Below are 15,559 nucleotides of genomic sequence, written 5' to 3'. Positions count from 1 at the left end.
TCAGTGCCGCGTCCAGTCGGGCTGGACGAAGTCGGCGACCCTGGCGTCGCGGCCGAGCAGCACCACCTCGCGGAACTGCCACAGCATCGCGCCCGTCGGGGCGTGGACGCGCCAGTCCGGGCCGAGCCGCATCTGGAGCATGTGTCCGCCGCCCGGCTGCGGCACCCACGCGGGCGTGTCGTCGTCGGCGAGCGTCCGCAGGCTCGTGTAGTGGACGGAGTGCACCTCGTCCGGGCTCGGCACGAGCGGCCCCGGATCGTCCAGGACCACCACGACCGGGGTGATCGCGAACCCGGACATGGCGGGGAAGTCGTCGAGCCGTCCGAGGACGTCGCCCGGCGCCGCGACCAGGCCGATCTCCTCGCCCAGCTCCCGAAGCGCGGCCTGCTCGGGCGTCTCGCCGTCCTCCTGCCGCCCGCCTGGCAGGCCCCACTGACCGGCGTTCCGCCCCTGGTAAGCGCGCCTGATCAGGATCACCGACGGGACGCCGCCGTGCTCCACGGCGCACAGCACGACCCCGGCGCGGCGTGGAGCGGCGGCGTCCGGGACGGTCGTGTGCGCGAAGGAGGCGAGCCGGTCGGCGGCCACCGCGCGGAACGCCGCGAGGTCGCCGAACGGGTCGGGGGAGGCGTCCGTCATGCGTTCGATACTGCCAGGGTGCGCGGGTCCGGGCGCGAGGCGGGCCCCGCGCGCCCTACCCTTGAGGCATGTCTTCGACCTCTCCGATCCGCGTCCGTTTCGCCCCGTCCCCGACCGGCATGTTCCATGTCGGCGGCGCCCGCTCGGCGCTGTTCAACTGGGTGATGGCCGCGCAGTCGGGCGGGATGCTCGTCCTGCGGATCGAGGACACCGACGCCTCCCGCAACAGCCCCGAATGGACCGAGGGCATCATCCAGGCCCTCGCCTGGCTCGGGATGGACGGCGAACAGTACGAGGGCCCCTACTTCCAGTCGGCGAACGCGGGCCGCCACGCCGAGGCCGTCCAGACCCTGAAGGACCAAGGCCGCGCCTACTACTGCGACTGCACCCGCGAGGCCGTGATCGCCCGCACCGGCGACCAGCACAGGGGCTACGACGGCTTCTGCCGCGACCGCGGCCTGGAACCCGGCCCCGGACGCGCCCTCCGCTTCCGCACCCCCGACGACGGCCAGACCACCGTCGTCGACCTGCTGCGCGGCAAGCCGGTCTTCGAGAACGCCGTCCTGGAGGACTTCGTCATCGCCCGCGCCGACGGATCCGTGACGTTCCTGCTCGCCAACGTCGTCGACGACATGAGCCAGCGCATCACCCACGTTGTGCGCGCCGAAGAGCACTTGTCCAACGCACCCAAACAGCAGCTGCTCTGGGAGGCGCTCGGCGCCGAACCGCCCGTCTGGGCGCACGTGCCCGTCGTCGTGAACGAGAAGCGGCAGAAGCTGTCCAAGCGCCGCGACAAGGTCGCGCTGGAGGACTACCGCGCCGAGGGCTACCTCGCCGAAGCCATGCGCAACTACCTGATGCTGCTCGGCTGGGCCCCGTCCGGCGACCGGGAGATCGTCCCCTGGGACGTGATCGTCGACGAGTTCCGCATCGAGGACGTCAACACCTCGCCCGCGTTCTTCGACGAGAAGAAGCTCCGCGCGTTCAACGGCGAGTACATCCGCGCGCTGCCCGTCGAGAAGTTCATCGCCGAATGCCTCCCATTCCTCCAGGACGCGCCGTTCGACGTCGACGTCGCCGTGTTCGCCGAACTGGCGCCGCTCGCGCAGACCCGGGTGGCGCTGCTGTCGGAGATCGTCCCCATGGTCGACTTCGCCTTCCTGGACGAGCCGCCGTCCGACGAGCAGTCCTGGAACAAGGCCATGAAGGAACCCGCCGCCGCGATCCTCGCCGCCGCCGAGACCGCCTACGCCGACGCCCCCTGGAACGCCGCCGAACTGAAGGACCGTCTGGAGCGGATCGGCGCCGAGCACGGCCTCAAACTCGGCAAGACCCAGGCCCCCGTCCGCGTCGCCGTCACCGGCCGCACCGTCGGCCTCCCCCTCTTCGAGTCCCTCGAAATCCTCGGCCGCGACCGCACTCTCACCCGCATCGCTGCCGCAAGAGCTGTACTTATTGGCGGTTGATTGGTGGTGAGGCGCCTGGGGGCGCCTCACCACCAATCAACCGCGTGCGATCGCTGCATCGCTTCGGCTCGCCTTGCGGCTCGCTGCGCGATCAGGTTTCTCGCAGGCTCGAAACCTGCCTTCGGACGCGATCGCGACGGTTGGGCCCTGCGTGGTTGAGGAGATGGTCGGGATTTGTGCGGCCGTGTCTAGGACGCGGGGTGGTCGGTGTCGAGGGCCTGGCGGAGGGCTGTCAGGCGGCGGTCCAGCTCGTCGAAGTCGTCCTGGAGGGGTGGGGGGACGTGTTTGCCGACGAGTTCGGCCTGTTCCTCCACCGAGGCCAGGTGGTCGTTGACGTGGCGTTCCGGGGGGCGGGCGCGTAGCAGGGTCGCCTGTTCGCGGAGGAGGGCCGCCTGCTCGCGCAGCAGGGCCGTCTGGTCGCGGAGCTGGCGGTTCTTGGTGTGCAGCTCCACGAACACCGACACCTTCGCGCGCAGCACCCACGGGTCGAACGGCTTGGAGATGAAGTCGACCGCGCCCGCCGCGTAGCCGCGGAAGGCGTAGTCGGGGTCGCTGTTCACCGCGGTGAGGAAGATGATCGGCAGGTCGCGGGTCTTCTTGCGGCGCTTGATGTCGCGGGCCGTCTCGAAACCGTCCATGCCCGGCATGACGACGTCCAGCAGGATGACCGCGTACTCGTCGGTGAGCAGCGCCTTCAGCGCCTCCTCACCGGAGCGCGCCCGGACGAGATCCTGGTCGAGCGAGCTGAGGATGGCCTCCAGCGCGATCAGGTTCTCCTCGCGGTCGTCCACGAGCAGGATCTTCGCCTTGTCGTCCACGCGCGTCTCTCCGATCCGGTCCCGCCATTCCGGCCGCGGCGGCGCCCACGGCGACCCGTCCGCGGAGCTGTGCCCTCCTCAGCGGACGATGGAGGGCTGCAGCCAGTTCCTCATCACGTCAAGGAGATGGTCCACGTCGACGGGCTTCGGCACGTAGTCCGACGCGCCCGACTCCAGGCTCTTCTCCCGGTCGCCCTTCATCACCTTCGCCGTGATCACGATAATGGGCAGCTCGGCGAACTGCGGCATGTCCCGGATCGCCGCCGTGGTCGCGTAGCCGTCCAGGCCCGGCATCATCACGTCCATCAGCACGACCGCCACGTCCGGATGGCGGTGCAGGACGTCGATGCCCGCCTGCCCGTCCTCGGCGTACAGGACCTCCATCCCGTAGCCCTCAAGGACGCTGGTCAGCGCGAACACGTTCCGGACGTCGTCGTCCACGATCAGGACCTTGCGGCCCGACAGGACGGTGTCGAGGAAGTCGGCGGGCGGCTCCTCCAGCAGCCCGTTCAACGCGGTCTCCGCCTCACCGGGACGCTCCCCGCTCGGCGGATGCCGCTCCGCCGCCAGCCCGTTCTCGCCGGGCGCGGCGGCCACGGCACCGGCCAGGGCCCCGTTCTGCGCGGTGCCGGGCGGCAGCGCGTCCTCCGGCACGGCCTCCTCCTCCAGCGCGGCGGCGCGGCGGCGGCCGTCGCGCTCGCTGTAGCGGGCGGGGAGGTACAGCGTGAACACGCTGCCGCTGCCCGGACGGCTCTCCGCGTGGATCTCCCCGCCGAGCAGCCGCGCGATGTTCCGGCTGATCGACAGCCCGAGGCCGGTGCCGCCGTAGCGGCGGCTGGTGGTCCCGTCGGCCTGCTGGAACGGCTCGAAGATCTCCTGCAACTTGTCGGCGGACACCCCGATCCCCGTGTCGATCACACGGAACGCCATCACGTCGGGGGTGTTCCACAGCGCGGGCAGCGTGAAGTCGATGTCGCCCGCCCGCTCGATCCGCAGCCGAACCTCGCCCTCGGCGGTGAACTTCACCGCGTTCGACAGCAGGTTCCGCAGCACCTGCTGGAGGCGCTGCTCGTCGGTGTACAGCGTGCCCGGGACGTCCGCCGTGACCTCAACCCCGAACTGGAGGCCCTTGTCGACCGACAGCGGACGGAACGTCGCCTCCACGTAGTCGACCAGCGCCGACACCGCGATCCGCTGCGGGTGCGCCTCCATCTTCCCGGCCTCGACCTTCGCCAGGTCCAGAATGTCGTTGATCAGCTCCAGCAGGTCGGTGCCGGAGTCGTGGATCGTCTGCGAGAACTCCACCTGCTTGCCGGTGAGGTTGCCGTCCTGGTTCTCCGACAGGAGCTTGGCCAGCACCAGCAGGCTGTTCAGCGGCGTGCGCAGCTCGTGCGACATGTTCGCCAGGAACTCCGACTTGTACCGCGAGGAGATCGCCAGTTGCTCGGCGCGCTCCTCCAGCGTCCGCCGCGCCTGCTCGATCTGGAAGTTCTGGATCTCGATCGCGCGGTTCTGCTGGGCCAGCAGCGCCGCCTTCTCCTCCAGCTCGGTGTTGGAGTGCCGCAGCTCGCCCTGCTGGCGTTGCAGCTCGTCCGACCGCTCCTGGAGCTCCTGCGCGAGCCGCTGCGACTCGCCGAGCAGCGCCTCGGTGCGGGTGTTGGCGCGGATCGCGTTCAGCGTCACCCCGATCGTCTCGATCAGCTGGCTGAAGAACGCCAGGTGGACGTCGGTGAACCGGCTGAACGAGGCCAGCTCGATCGCGCCGAGCACCTCGTCCTCGAACACGATCGGCAGCACGATGATGTTGACCGGGGAGGACTCGCCGAGCCCCGAACCGATCTTGACGTAGTCGGCGGGCGCGTCGGCGATCAGCAGCGGCCTGCGCTCCTGCGCGGCCTGCCCGACCAGGCCCTCGCCCAACCCGAACCGGATGTCGCCGACACGGCCACGGCGCGTCCCGTATCCGGCGATCAGCAGCAGCTCGGTGTCCTCGCCGCCGTTATCGGCCAGGTAGAACGCCCCGTAGCGGGCGCTCGCCGTCGGCGTCAGCTCCCGCATGATCAGGTCGGCGACCTGCTGGAGGTCGCGGTGGCCCTGCATCAGGCCGCCGATCCGCGCCAGGTTGGTCTTCAGCCAGTCCTGCTCCTCGTTGGCGCGGGTCGTCTCCCGCAGCGTCGCGACCATCAGGTTGACGTTGTCGCTCAGCTCGGCGACCTCGCCGCGCGCCTCCACGGTGATCGTGCGGGTCAGGTCGCCGGTGGCGACCGCGCTCGCGACCTCGCCGATCGCGCGGACCTGCGTCGTCAGGTTGCCCGCCAGCTCGTTGACGCTCTCGGTCAGCCGCTTCCAGGTGCCGGACACGCCCTCGACCTCGGCCTGCCCGCCGAGCCGCCCCTCGATGCCGACCTCGCGGGCCACCCGGGTCACCTCGGACGCGAACGACGACAGCGTGTCGACCATCGTGTTCAGCGTCGTCTTCAGCTCCAGGATCTCGCCCTGCGCGTTGACGTCGATCCGGCGGGTCAGGTCGCCGTGCGCGACCGCCGTCGCGACCTGCGCGATGTTGCGGACCTGGTACGTCAGGTTGGACGCCATGCCGTTGACGTTGTCGGTCAGGTCCTTCCACATGCCGCCCGCGCCCGGCACGATCGCCTGGCCGCCGAGCCGTCCCTCCGTGCCGACCTCGCGGGCCACGCGGCTGACCTCGTCGGCGAACGCCGACAGGGTGTCGACCATCGTGTTCAGCGTCGTCTTCAGCTGGAGGATCTCGCCCTCCGCGTCCACCTCGATCTTGCGCGTCAGGTCGCCCTGCGCGACGGCCGTCGTCACCTGCGCGATGCCGCGGACCTGGTTGGTGAGGTTGTTGGCCATCGAGTTGACGTTGTCGGTCAGGTCGAGCCAGACCCCGCCCGCGCCGGGCACGATCGCCTGCCCGCCCAGCCGTCCTTCCGTGCCGACCTCGCGGGCGACACGGGTGACCTCGGACGCGAACGCCGACAGCGTGTCGACCATCGCGTTCACGGTGTCCTTCAACTGGAGGATCTCGCCCTGCGCGTCGACCGTGATCTTCTTGCCCAGGTCGCCCTGCGCGACCGCCGTCGTCACCTGCGCGATGCCGCGGACCTGGTAGGTCAGGTTGGACGCCATGCCGTTGACGTTGTCGGTCAGGTCCTTCCAGACGCCGCTGACGCCGGGCACGTTGGCCTGGCCGCCGAGCCGTCCTTCCGTGCCGACCTCGCGGGCGACACGGGTCACCTCGTCGGCGAAGGCCAGCAGCGTGTCGACCATCGCGTTCACGGTGTCCTTCAACTGGGCGATCTCGCCCTGCGCGTCGACCGTGATCTTCTTGCCCAGGTCGCCCTCGGCGACGGCCGTGGTGACCTGCGCGATGCCGCGGACCTGGTAGGTCAGGTTGGACGCCATCGCGTTGACGTTGTCGGTCAGGTCCTTCCAGACGCCGCTGACGCCGGGCACGTTCGCCTGGCCGCCCAGCTGCCCCTCGGTGCCGACCTCGCGGGCCACGCGGGTGACCTCGTCGGCGAACGCCGACAACTGGTCGACCATCGTGTTCACGGTCAGCTTCAGCTCCTGGAGCTCACCGGTCGCCTCCACCGTGACCTTGCGGGTCAGGTCGCCCTCCGCCACCGCCGTGGTGACCTCCGCGATGTCGCGGACCTGCGACGTCAACCGCGACGCCATCACGTTCACCGAGGCCGTCACGTCCCGCCACCGGCCCGTCATGCCGCGCGCCGGGGCCTGCCCGCCGAGCCGCCCCTCCGTGCCGACCTCCCGGGCGAACTGGGTGACCTCCCACGTGAACTGGTCGAGCAGCTCCACCATCACGTTGACGGACTTCGCCATGCGCAGCAACTCGCCGCGCATCGGACGGCCCCGCACCCGCAGCTCCACCCGCTGGCTCAGGTCGCCCGCCGCGACCGCCTCCACGACCTGGCTCATCCCGGTCGCCAGGTCGGTCAGCTTGTCGATGATCGCGTTGGCGTCCTCCACGGCGGCGGCCCAGGTGCCGCGCAGCGTCCCCGGGGTCAGCCGTCCCCGCAACTGCCCCTCGCGGCCGATCTCCCGCCGGACGCGGGCCAGCCCCGACGCCACCTCCTGGCCGTTCTGCCGGATCTCCTCCAGGATCGAGGCGGCCTCCGCCACGGCGCCCTCGCCCGGCACGTTCAGCTCGGACCTCGCCCGCCCGTCCCGGACGGCGATGAGTGCCCTGAGCAACGGTTCCAGATCGGCGTCGCTGTAGCGGGGGGCGGTGTCGCGGTACCCGCCGCCTGGGCGGGCGCGAGACGCGGTGCGCGGCATGCTCTCCATCCTCCTGGCCCGCGATCGATCAGACTCCGGACGCTCTCGGTTTCGGGCGGTGTCGGTTTCTCTGCGGTGTCAGTTTTCTGGTGGTGTCGGTTCGGGCGCTGTCAGTTGCGGACGTCGGCCGCGTCGGTCGACACGGACTCCTTCCAGGGCCTTCTCCAGGCCGCACCCTGTACTCTACGTCGCCGTGCGGTGCCGGGCCGGTCGGCCCGTCGGCCGTCAACGGACGGTGACGACCATGCATCCGTCCTTGTAGTCTCCGTGTTACGGTCTGTCGTGTTGTGACGGGGGGACGCACATCGAGGCCGGGCACGGCGCTCCGCCCCTCGGTTCACGGCTCTCGTGGTCGCGTGGTCGGCCCGTCTGACACGATAGCCAGACCCGGGTACTGAACGCTTCGAGCGAGGGACGACCTTTTGGATCGGCAGACGGCGTCGGCGACGTTCCCGTCCGCCGCCGCGGCGGTGGCGGACGCGCGCCGTTTCGTCCGCAAAGTCCTCGCCGACTGGGGCATGGACGAGGTCGCGGACGACGCCGTCCTCGCCACCAGCGAACTGGCCACCAACGCCATCGCCTACGCGGGCACGTCCTTCGAGGTCTCCTGCCACCTGGAGGAGGGCGACGTCCGGATCGAGGTCCGCGACCGCCATCCCACCCGCGGCATCGAGATGCCCGGCGTCACCGCGTCCAGCGGGCGCGGGCTCCCGTCGATCGCCCGGCTCGCCGCCGCGTGGGGCGTCTCCTACGACCGGCGCACCAAGGGAGTCTGGTTCCGGCTGCCCCGGCCCGGCTCCGCGGCCGCATCCGGATCCCTCGCCGCGGAGGACATCGCGGCCGAGCCCGCCCCCGAGATCATCCGGCCGTCCGGCGTCACCGGGCGCGAGGCGGCCCGCGAGTGGGCCCGCGAGCGCGTCCGGCACGACGGCTCCGGCGAGACGGTCCGCGAGGGCGCCGGTCCCGGCGGCCAGCCGGGCGGCGGCCGGTACGGCGAGGGCGGCATGGGCGGTGTCGGCGAGGCGCCCGTCGCCGGTGACCGGCTGCTACGTTCCCCCGCCGCCGTCGAGGCCATGGAGGACGGCGTCGCCACCGTCCGGGAGGTCCTCGGCGCCGAGGGCGCGGCCGTGCTGCTCACCGAGCGCGACGGCCGCCTGATCATCGGCGCGTCCGTCGGAACCGCCACCGAACTGCACCTCGGCGAGCTGTCGGTGGCCGGTCTCGGCCCCGCCGCCCGCGCCGGATCCGCCTGGGTGGCCGCGGACGCCTCCGATCCGGCCGCCGCGGCCCTGCGGGCCCGGTCCCTGGCCGCGGCGCCACTGGAGTCCCAGGGACGTCTCACCGGGCTCGTCGTGGCCGTCTCGTCCGCTTCCGGCCGTTTCGTCGAGGCCGACGGGGCCCGGATCGGCCGGCTCGCCGACGAGATGTCGCTGTCCCTGGAAAAGGCCAGGGTCGGCGAACTGGAACGGTCCTGGCGCGGCTGGCTCAGCTTCGTCGCCGAGGCCAGCGACCTGCTCGCCGGGACCCTCGACCAGGAGCGCACGATGGCGCTCGTCGCCCAGCTCGTCGTGCCCCGCCTCGCCACCTGGTGCGCCGTCTACACCGTCACCGAGTCCGAGCCCGACCGGCTCGCCTACGTGTGGCACGCCGACGAGAACCGCTCCGACGGGCTCCGCGAACTCCTCGAACACGCGGGCGCCGCCCCGCCGACCGACGCCCCCGGCCCCTGGAACGGCCTGGCCACCGCGCCCGACGACGTCCGCGCCGCCGCCGGTGACACCGCGTCCGACCAGGTCTACGCCTTCCCGCTGATCGCCCGCGGACGGCGGATCGGCACCATCGTGATCGGCCGCCCGGCGGGCGACCGGTTCCCCCGCAGCGCCGTCGAGCTGGCCGAGGAGCTCAGCCGCCGCGCCGCCCTCGCCGTCGACAACGCCCGCCTGTTCTCCGCGCAGACCGCCATGAGCAGCGCCCTGCAACGCAGCCTCCTGCCGCCCGGCATCCCCGAGATCCCGGGCCTGGAGGTCGCGGTCGTGTACGAACCGGCGGGGGAGGGCAGCGAGGTCGGCGGCGACTTCTACGACGTCTTCGAGAGCGGTCTGCCCCCGGGCAGCCCCGCGCCCGCGTCCCGCTGGCGGTTCGCGATCGGCGACGTGTGCGGCACCGGCCCCGAGGCCGCCGCCGTCACCGGGCTCGCCCGGCACGCGCTGCGCATCCTCGCCGCCGAGGACATGTCCGTCCCGGCCGTCCTCGGCCGCCTCAACCGGCTGATCCTCGGCGAGGGCGAACGCGGGCGGCTGCTCACCCTGCTGCACGGCGAGATCGCCGCCCGGCACCGCCGCGACGGCGTCACGATCAGGCTGACCAGCGCGGGGCACCCGCCCCCGCTGCTGCTCGGCCCGGACGGCGGCGTCCGCGAGGCCGCCTCCCCGCAGCCGCTGCTCGGCGTGTTCGACGGCGTAGAGTTCCACACCGACACCGTCGACCTGCGTCGCGGCGAGGTCCTGCTGTGCGTGACCGACGGCGTCACCGAACGCCGCTCAGGCAACCGGCTGCTCGGCGACGGACACGGCCTGGAACGCCTTCTCGCGGGCTGCACCGGCCTCAGCGCGGGCGCCGTCGCGGCCCGCATCCAGCGCGCCGTACGCGACTTCGGCCCGGAGCCGTCGAACGACGACATTGCCCTCATCGTTCTGCGGGCGTCATGATGGAGACCAACAATCGGTAAGGTGGGGTGGCGTGGGGCTTGCCTTGCACACGACACGACAGGACGGCCGCGCGACGATCGCCGCGCGCGGCTCGATCGACCTGCACTCCTCCGACGAGCTGCGCTCCCGGCTGACCGAACTGGTGGACGCCGGCGAGCGTGCGGTCGTCGTCGACCTCACCGCCGTCGACTTCTGTGACTCCTCCGGCCTGAACGTCCTCGTCCGCGCGTACAAGCACGCGCGGGCGCAGAACGCCACGCTGACCGTCACCGGCGCCTACGGCCGGGTCGAGAACGTACTGCGGACCACCGGCCTCGACCGCTTTCTGATCGACGGCCCCGCCGAGGAGGCTTCCGCCGATGGACGGTGAACGAACGATGCGGAACGGCGAGCGGGCGGGGTGACCGACCCGATGACAGAGACGACGCTGCGGGCCGCGCCCCAGACCGAGGCGGTCGAGTACGCTCGGCGCCTCGCCGCCCGCACCATGCGCACCTGGGCCCTGATGGACCGCGAGGAACTCGTCACCGCGATCGTGGCGGAACTGGTCGCGAACGCCGTCCGGCACGCCGGAACCGCGCTGGAACTGCGGCTGCTGCGGGGCAGCGGCCGGGTCCGCGTCGAGGTCCGCGACCGCGCCGCGCAGCTGCCGCGGCTGACCGTCCCCGGCCCGCTGGACGAGTCGCACCGCGGCCTGTTCATCGTCGACCGCTTCGCCAACTCGTGGGGCGCCGACCCCGTCACCGGCGGCAAGGTCGTCTGGGCCGAGGTCGACATCTGACCGCACGTTTCCGTTACTGGAACGCGCCGTCCCGCAAGGTCTCCCGCTTCGGCCCGCCGCGCGGCGGCGCCGGGGTCAGGCGGACTTGCGGTACAGCTCCGCCACCAGGAACGCCAGATCCAGCGACTGGCCCCGGTTGAGCCGTGGGTCGCACGCCGTCTCGTACCGCTGGTGCAGATCCGTCTCGGCGAGCCCCTGCGCGCCGCCGACGCACTCGGTGACGTCGTCGCCGGTGAACTCGATGTGGATGCCGCCCGGGTGCGTGCCGAGCGCCCGGTGCACCTCGAAGAAACCGGCCACCTCGTCCAGGACGTCGTCCAGCCGCCGCGTCTTGTGACCGCTGGGCGCCTCGAACGTGTTGCCGTGCATCGGGTCGCACAGCCACGCCACCGGCGCGCCGCTCTGGTGCACCTTCTCGATCAGCGGTGGCAGCGAATCCCTGATCTTGCCCGCGCCCATCCGGGTGATGAACGTCAGCCGCCCCGGCTCGCGCTCGGGGTTCAGCCGCTCCATCAGCGCCAGGGCGTCGTCGGCGGACGTCGTCGGCCCCAGCTTCACCCCGATCGGGTTGCGGATGTGGCGCAGGAACTCGACGTGCGCGCCGTCCAACTGCCGGGTGCGCTCGCCGATCCACAGGAAATGCGCCGACACGTCGTACGGCAAGCCGCTGAGACTGTCGATGCGGGTCAGCGCCCGCTCGTACTCCAGCAGCAGCGCCTCATGGCTGGAGTAGAACTCCACACCATGGAACTCGTCGGGATTCACCCCGCACGCCTTCATGAACGTCAGCGCCCGGTCGATCTCACCCGCGAGCTGGTCGTAGCGTTGCCCCGCAGGGCTCCTCGCCACGAAGTCCTGGTTCCAGGCGTGCACCTGGCGCAGATCGGCGTACCCGCCCTTGGTGAACGCCCTGCACAGGTTCAGCGTCACCGCTGAGCAGTGGTAGGCCTTCAGCAGCCGTCCCGGATCGTTGCGGCGGGACGCGGCGTCGAAGTCGAACCCGTTCACCGCGTCGCCCCGGTACGCGGGCAACTCCACGCCCCCGCGCGCCTCCAACGGCTTCGACCGCGGCTTGGCGAACTGCCCCGCCATCCGGCCGATCTTCACGACCGGCACGCTCGCCGCGTAGGTGAGCACGACCGCCATCTGGAGCAGCGTCTTCAGCTTGTTCTTCACCGCGTCGGCGTTCGACCCCTCGAACGTCTCGGCGCAGTCACCGCCCTGCAACACGAACGCCTCACCGCGCGCGACGTCCGCGAGCTGCGCCTTCAGCTGGTCGCATTCGCCCGCGAAGACCAGCGGGGGCTGCGCGGCGAGCTCGGCCGTGACGGCCCGGACCTCGTCCGGATCGTCCCAGTCTGGCTGCTGGAGAGCCGGGAGGGCGCGCCAGGCGTCCAGATCCCCGGTGGCGGGTGTTGTACTCACGACGCAAAGGCTATGACACGCCCGACCCTGCCGGACGACCCGATCCCCAGAGCCGACACGGCCGGAACCGGAAACCCGACCCGATCACCGGCCCGATCAGCCCGGACCCGCCGCCCGGCGGCCTGAGCCGGATACACGAACGGGCGGCCCCGTCTCGTCAGGGACCGCCCGTTTCGCCGATATCGGCCCGCGCTCACGCCGCCCGGCTCCCCGCCGCGGCGCGCACGCGGTCCGCGGACGGCCCGGACGCCAACGCCCGCCGACCGCTCAGATCGGCCTCGTTCGCCAGCTGCCGCAACCGCCGCAGCGAACGATCGGTGATCTGCCGCACACGGTTGTGGCTCAGGCCGTAGCGGGCGCCGATCTGCGCGTACGACAGCGGCTGCCCGCTGTCCATCCCGAAACGGGCCCGCAGGATCGCGGACTCCCGTTCTGGAAGGCGGTCGAGAAGCCGCGCCAGGCCCTCGATGTCGTCCAGCGCCAGGATCTCGGCCTCCGGGGTCACGGCCTCCGGATCTTCCAACAGGTCGCCCATGGGGGTCTCGCCCGCGTCGTCGACGGTCGCGTCCAGGCTCGCCGGGTCGCGCCGCCACCGCAGCAGCTCGTCCACATGGTCCGGGTCGGCGCCGAGCACCCCGGCCAGCTCGTCCCGGGACGGCTCACGGCCGAGCTCCCGGCCCAGCTGGCGCTCCGCGCGCCGCAAACGTGACAGTTCCTCCTCGACGTGGACGGGCAGCCGGATCGTGCGGGCCGTGTGACTCAGCCCGCGGCCGATCGCCTGTCTGATCCACCATGTCGCGTACGTGGAGAACTTGAAGCCGCGGCGGTAGTCGAACTTCTCCACCGCGCGCATCAGCCCCAGGTTCCCCTCCTGAATGAGGTCGATGAGGGGCAACGAGTCGGTCGGATATTTACGGGCGATCGAGACCACGAGGCGCAGATTCGCCTCGACGAAACGCTGCTTCGCGCGCAGCCCCGCCTCGGCCAGCTTCTCCAGCTCCACGACGGAAACGCCCGCGGGGACGTTCCCCTCCTCAAGGAGCTGTTCGGCGTACAGGCCCCCCTCGATCGCCTTCGCCAGATCGACCTCCTCCTGCGCGTCGAGCAGAGGGGTGCGGCCGATCCGGTCCAGGTACGCTCCCACAAGGTCCTTGTCGGGAACGTCGACCCTGTCGCCCTTGGTACGGGTTGCAGCCATCCTGACCCTTCTCCGGTGCGATCTCCCTAAGAGGAGAACGCTAATTACCGCTCTGTGATTCCCGGGTGGGGAATACTGCGAACCTGTTAGCCGCTCTAGGTCCTGATACCCCGACTGAGGAGAAACCGACATGGCGACGGTCACACTCACCGCGGACAACTTCGATGAGGTCGCCCAGGCCGACGGCATCGTCCTGGTCGACTTCTGGGCGGAGTGGTGCGGGCCGTGCAAGAGGTTCGCGCCCGTCTTCGAGCGGTCCGCCGGCAAGCACGACGACATCGTCTTCGCGAAGGTCGACACCGACGCCGAACCCGAGCTGTCGCAGCGCTTCGGCATCAGGTCGATCCCGACCCTGATGGCGATCCGCGACGGCATGATCGTCTTCGCCGAGCCCGGGGCGCTGCCCGAACCGGTCCTGGAGAACGTGATCGAGCAGGTGAAGGGCCTCGACATGGAGGACGTCCGCAAGCGCGCGGAGTCCTGAACCGGCCAACCCGCCGAGGCAAGGGTTGCCTTCCCGGGAAGGAACGCTGACCACCGGGCGGCAGCCGGACGGCGCGTCGGCAAAGAACCGGACGGTACCGCCCGTAACACGGTCACCATGCACGATGATGGACCCGTGCTCGCCGATGTCGTCCGATACCTGGTGTGCCCCGTGTGCGAAGCGGGCCTGGAACAGGCCGACCGCACACTGCACTGCCCCACAGGACATGCCTTCGACGTCGCACGGCAGGGTTACGCGAACCTTCTGCCTGGCAACGCCCGCCCGGGAACAGCGGACACACCGGAGATGGTCCGCGCGCGAGACGAGTTCCTCCGCGCGGGCCATTTCACCGTCCCGACCGAGCGACTCGCCCGAAGCGTGTCACGCGCCGGACCGTCCCTCGTCGTCGACGCGGGCGCCGGAACCGGCCACTACCTGAGCCGCGTCCTCGACCGCACCCCGGACACGGCTGGCCTGGCCCTCGACATCTCGAAGCACGCCGCACGCCGCGCCGCGAAAGCACACCCACGCGCGGGCTCCGTGGTCGCCGACCTGTGGCGCCCCCTCCCGATGCGCAGCGGCGCCGCCGACGTCGTGATCAACGTCTTCGCACCCCGCAACGCTGCAGAGTTCCACCGCGTCCTGCACGACGACGGCCTCTTGTTCACGGTCACCCCGTCTCCCAGACACCTCGCCACGCTGGTGAAGCCGCTCGGACTGCTGTCGATCGACAAACGCAAGACCGAACGCACCGACGCCGCACTGGCCGGATACTTCAAGCTGGACTCGCGCCAGGAACTCGAAACGGAAGCCGTCCTGACCCACGACGAGGTCGTCACCCTCGTGGGCATGGGCCCGAGCGCTCACCACGTCCCACCAGAACCACTCCGGGAAAGACTGAAGCAGCTGCCGGACCCCGTCCCGGTGCCGCTGTCCTTCGTCCTGTCCACCTACCGCCGCCTGGAGTAAACGGGCCCGGTCGGCCACGGCAAAGAACACCGAACCGAAAACGTCAGCGCGACCCAGCCTCCGCGCCCGCGAACCACGTGGCCAGATGACTGGTCCCGGACGACCGGCCGCAACGATTTGACGGTCGCGTTCGAGCACCTTAATGTCACTGCTGCCCCAAGAGACGCGGGACGCCACCAGGCGGCCGGTCTCCGGGGGAGATGCGGGTCTCAGAAGGTGGTCCGAGTTCGTCTCGGACTGCTGTAAGATAGTCCGCACAGCCTGAAACGGGATGCAGGACGCCGCAAGGCGGCCGGCCCGTAGGGCGCCCCCCACGAACTGATCTTTGGTAGGTCTTCGCGGCCTGCTGGGTGTTGGTGTGGGGACCTGGTTCGCTTCCGTCCGTCAAAAAGATCTTCTCAGATCCTCTTGACAGCAGCGGCGAATCGGGTAAGTTAGAAGGGTTGCCCCGAAGCCAGGGACGCGGAAGCGGGTCTGGTCCGGTGGGTGTCCGTTTCTTGAGAACTCAACAGCGTGTTAAAAGCCAGTGCCTTTATACGGCCCGGTTCCTCTTGCGAGGGTCCGGAGCCGTCCCCGTGGCCATCCTGTTCAGGGTGGTCAGGGATTTCTTTGAGGCATAGCAGCCCGGTTCCTTTTTGGGGGTGGGTTGTGTTGCTGGGATGATTTTCCAAGGTTTGGCTGGCTGGGAGCTTTCGGGTTTCTGGTTGGTCGTGTGGCCTTAATGGAGAGTTTGATCCTGGCTCAGGACGAACGC

The 15,559-nt window shown here is 70.7% G+C and carries 11 protein-coding genes; 6 read left to right on the top strand and 5 right to left on the bottom strand.

Translation table 11 applies throughout. The features are described 5' to 3' along the window. Positions 1 to 639 (bottom strand): NUDIX hydrolase, encoded by a 639-nt coding sequence (locus ABD808_RS24935; protein WP_344900804.1) that lies wholly within the window; start codon positions 637 to 639, stop codon positions 1 to 3. Positions 640 to 707: 68 nt separating this feature from the next. On the opposite strand from ABD808_RS24935, the gene gltX reads away from it, so the two are divergent. Continuing rightward, a complete protein-coding gene (gltX, locus tag ABD808_RS24930; RefSeq protein ID WP_344900802.1) occupies positions 708 to 2,105 on the top strand; it encodes a glutamate--tRNA ligase in 1,398 nt (465 codons plus the stop codon). Between the two features lie 188 nt (positions 2,106 to 2,293). On the opposite strand, the gene ABD808_RS24925 is transcribed toward gltX, so the two are convergent. Both ABD808_RS24925 and ABD808_RS24920 read right to left on the bottom strand, forming a co-directional pair. Beyond that, positions 2,294 to 2,923 carry a response regulator gene (locus ABD808_RS24925; protein ID WP_344900800.1) on the bottom strand — a complete coding sequence of 210 codons (630 nt, stop codon included), beginning with the start codon at positions 2,921 to 2,923 and terminating at the stop codon, positions 2,294 to 2,296. A 78-nt stretch (positions 2,924 to 3,001) separates the two neighbouring features. Beyond that, a complete protein-coding gene (locus ABD808_RS24920; RefSeq protein WP_344900798.1) occupies positions 3,002 to 7,240 on the bottom strand; it encodes a hybrid sensor histidine kinase/response regulator in 4,239 nt (1,412 codons plus the stop codon). 422 nt (positions 7,241 to 7,662) lie between these two features. Between ABD808_RS24920 and ABD808_RS24915 the strand changes: the two genes are divergently transcribed. Genes ABD808_RS24915 through ABD808_RS24905 form a run of 3 tightly spaced genes read left to right on the top strand, consistent with a single transcriptional unit; the run spans position 7,663 to position 10,729 of the window. Further along, positions 7,663 to 9,948, top strand: coding sequence for a SpoIIE family protein phosphatase (locus ABD808_RS24915; RefSeq protein WP_344900796.1), 2,286 nt, complete (start codon positions 7,663 to 7,665; stop codon positions 9,946 to 9,948). Between the two features lie 31 nt (positions 9,949 to 9,979). After that, complete coding sequence (locus tag ABD808_RS24910) at positions 9,980 to 10,318, top strand: STAS domain-containing protein (RefSeq protein WP_344900794.1); 339 nt, start codon at positions 9,980 to 9,982, stop codon at positions 10,316 to 10,318. Between the two features lie 42 nt (positions 10,319 to 10,360). Further along, positions 10,361 to 10,729, top strand: a complete 369-nt coding sequence (locus ABD808_RS24905) for an ATP-binding protein (RefSeq protein WP_067638735.1) — start codon at positions 10,361 to 10,363, stop codon at positions 10,727 to 10,729. A gap of 75 nt (positions 10,730 to 10,804) precedes the next feature. Here ABD808_RS24905 and ABD808_RS24900 read toward each other — a convergent pair whose 3' ends face one another. Further along, entirely contained in the window at positions 10,805 to 12,154 is a 1,350-nt protein-coding gene (locus ABD808_RS24900) for a class II 3-deoxy-7-phosphoheptulonate synthase (RefSeq protein ID WP_344900791.1), read from the bottom strand. 193 nt (positions 12,155 to 12,347) lie between these two features. After that, entirely contained in the window at positions 12,348 to 13,352 is a 1,005-nt protein-coding gene (locus ABD808_RS24895; RefSeq protein WP_344900789.1) for a sigma-70 family RNA polymerase sigma factor, read from the bottom strand. A gap of 130 nt (positions 13,353 to 13,482) precedes the next feature. On the opposite strand from ABD808_RS24895, the gene trxA reads away from it, so the two are divergent. Then, a complete protein-coding gene (gene trxA, locus ABD808_RS24890) occupies positions 13,483 to 13,836 on the top strand; it encodes a thioredoxin (RefSeq protein ID WP_344900787.1) in 354 nt (117 codons plus the stop codon). A gap of 117 nt (positions 13,837 to 13,953) precedes the next feature. Continuing rightward, positions 13,954 to 14,805 carry a putative RNA methyltransferase gene (locus ABD808_RS24885; protein WP_344900785.1) on the top strand — a complete coding sequence of 284 codons (852 nt, stop codon included), beginning with the start codon at positions 13,954 to 13,956 and terminating at the stop codon, positions 14,803 to 14,805. Positions 14,806 to 15,559: the final 754 nt, after the last annotated feature.

This window comes from Actinomadura meridiana (genome assembly GCF_039537545.1).
GTDB lineage: Bacteria > Actinomycetota > Actinomycetes > Streptosporangiales > Streptosporangiaceae > Spirillospora > Spirillospora meridiana.
This window is presented reverse-complemented; position numbering and strand designations above follow the sequence as displayed.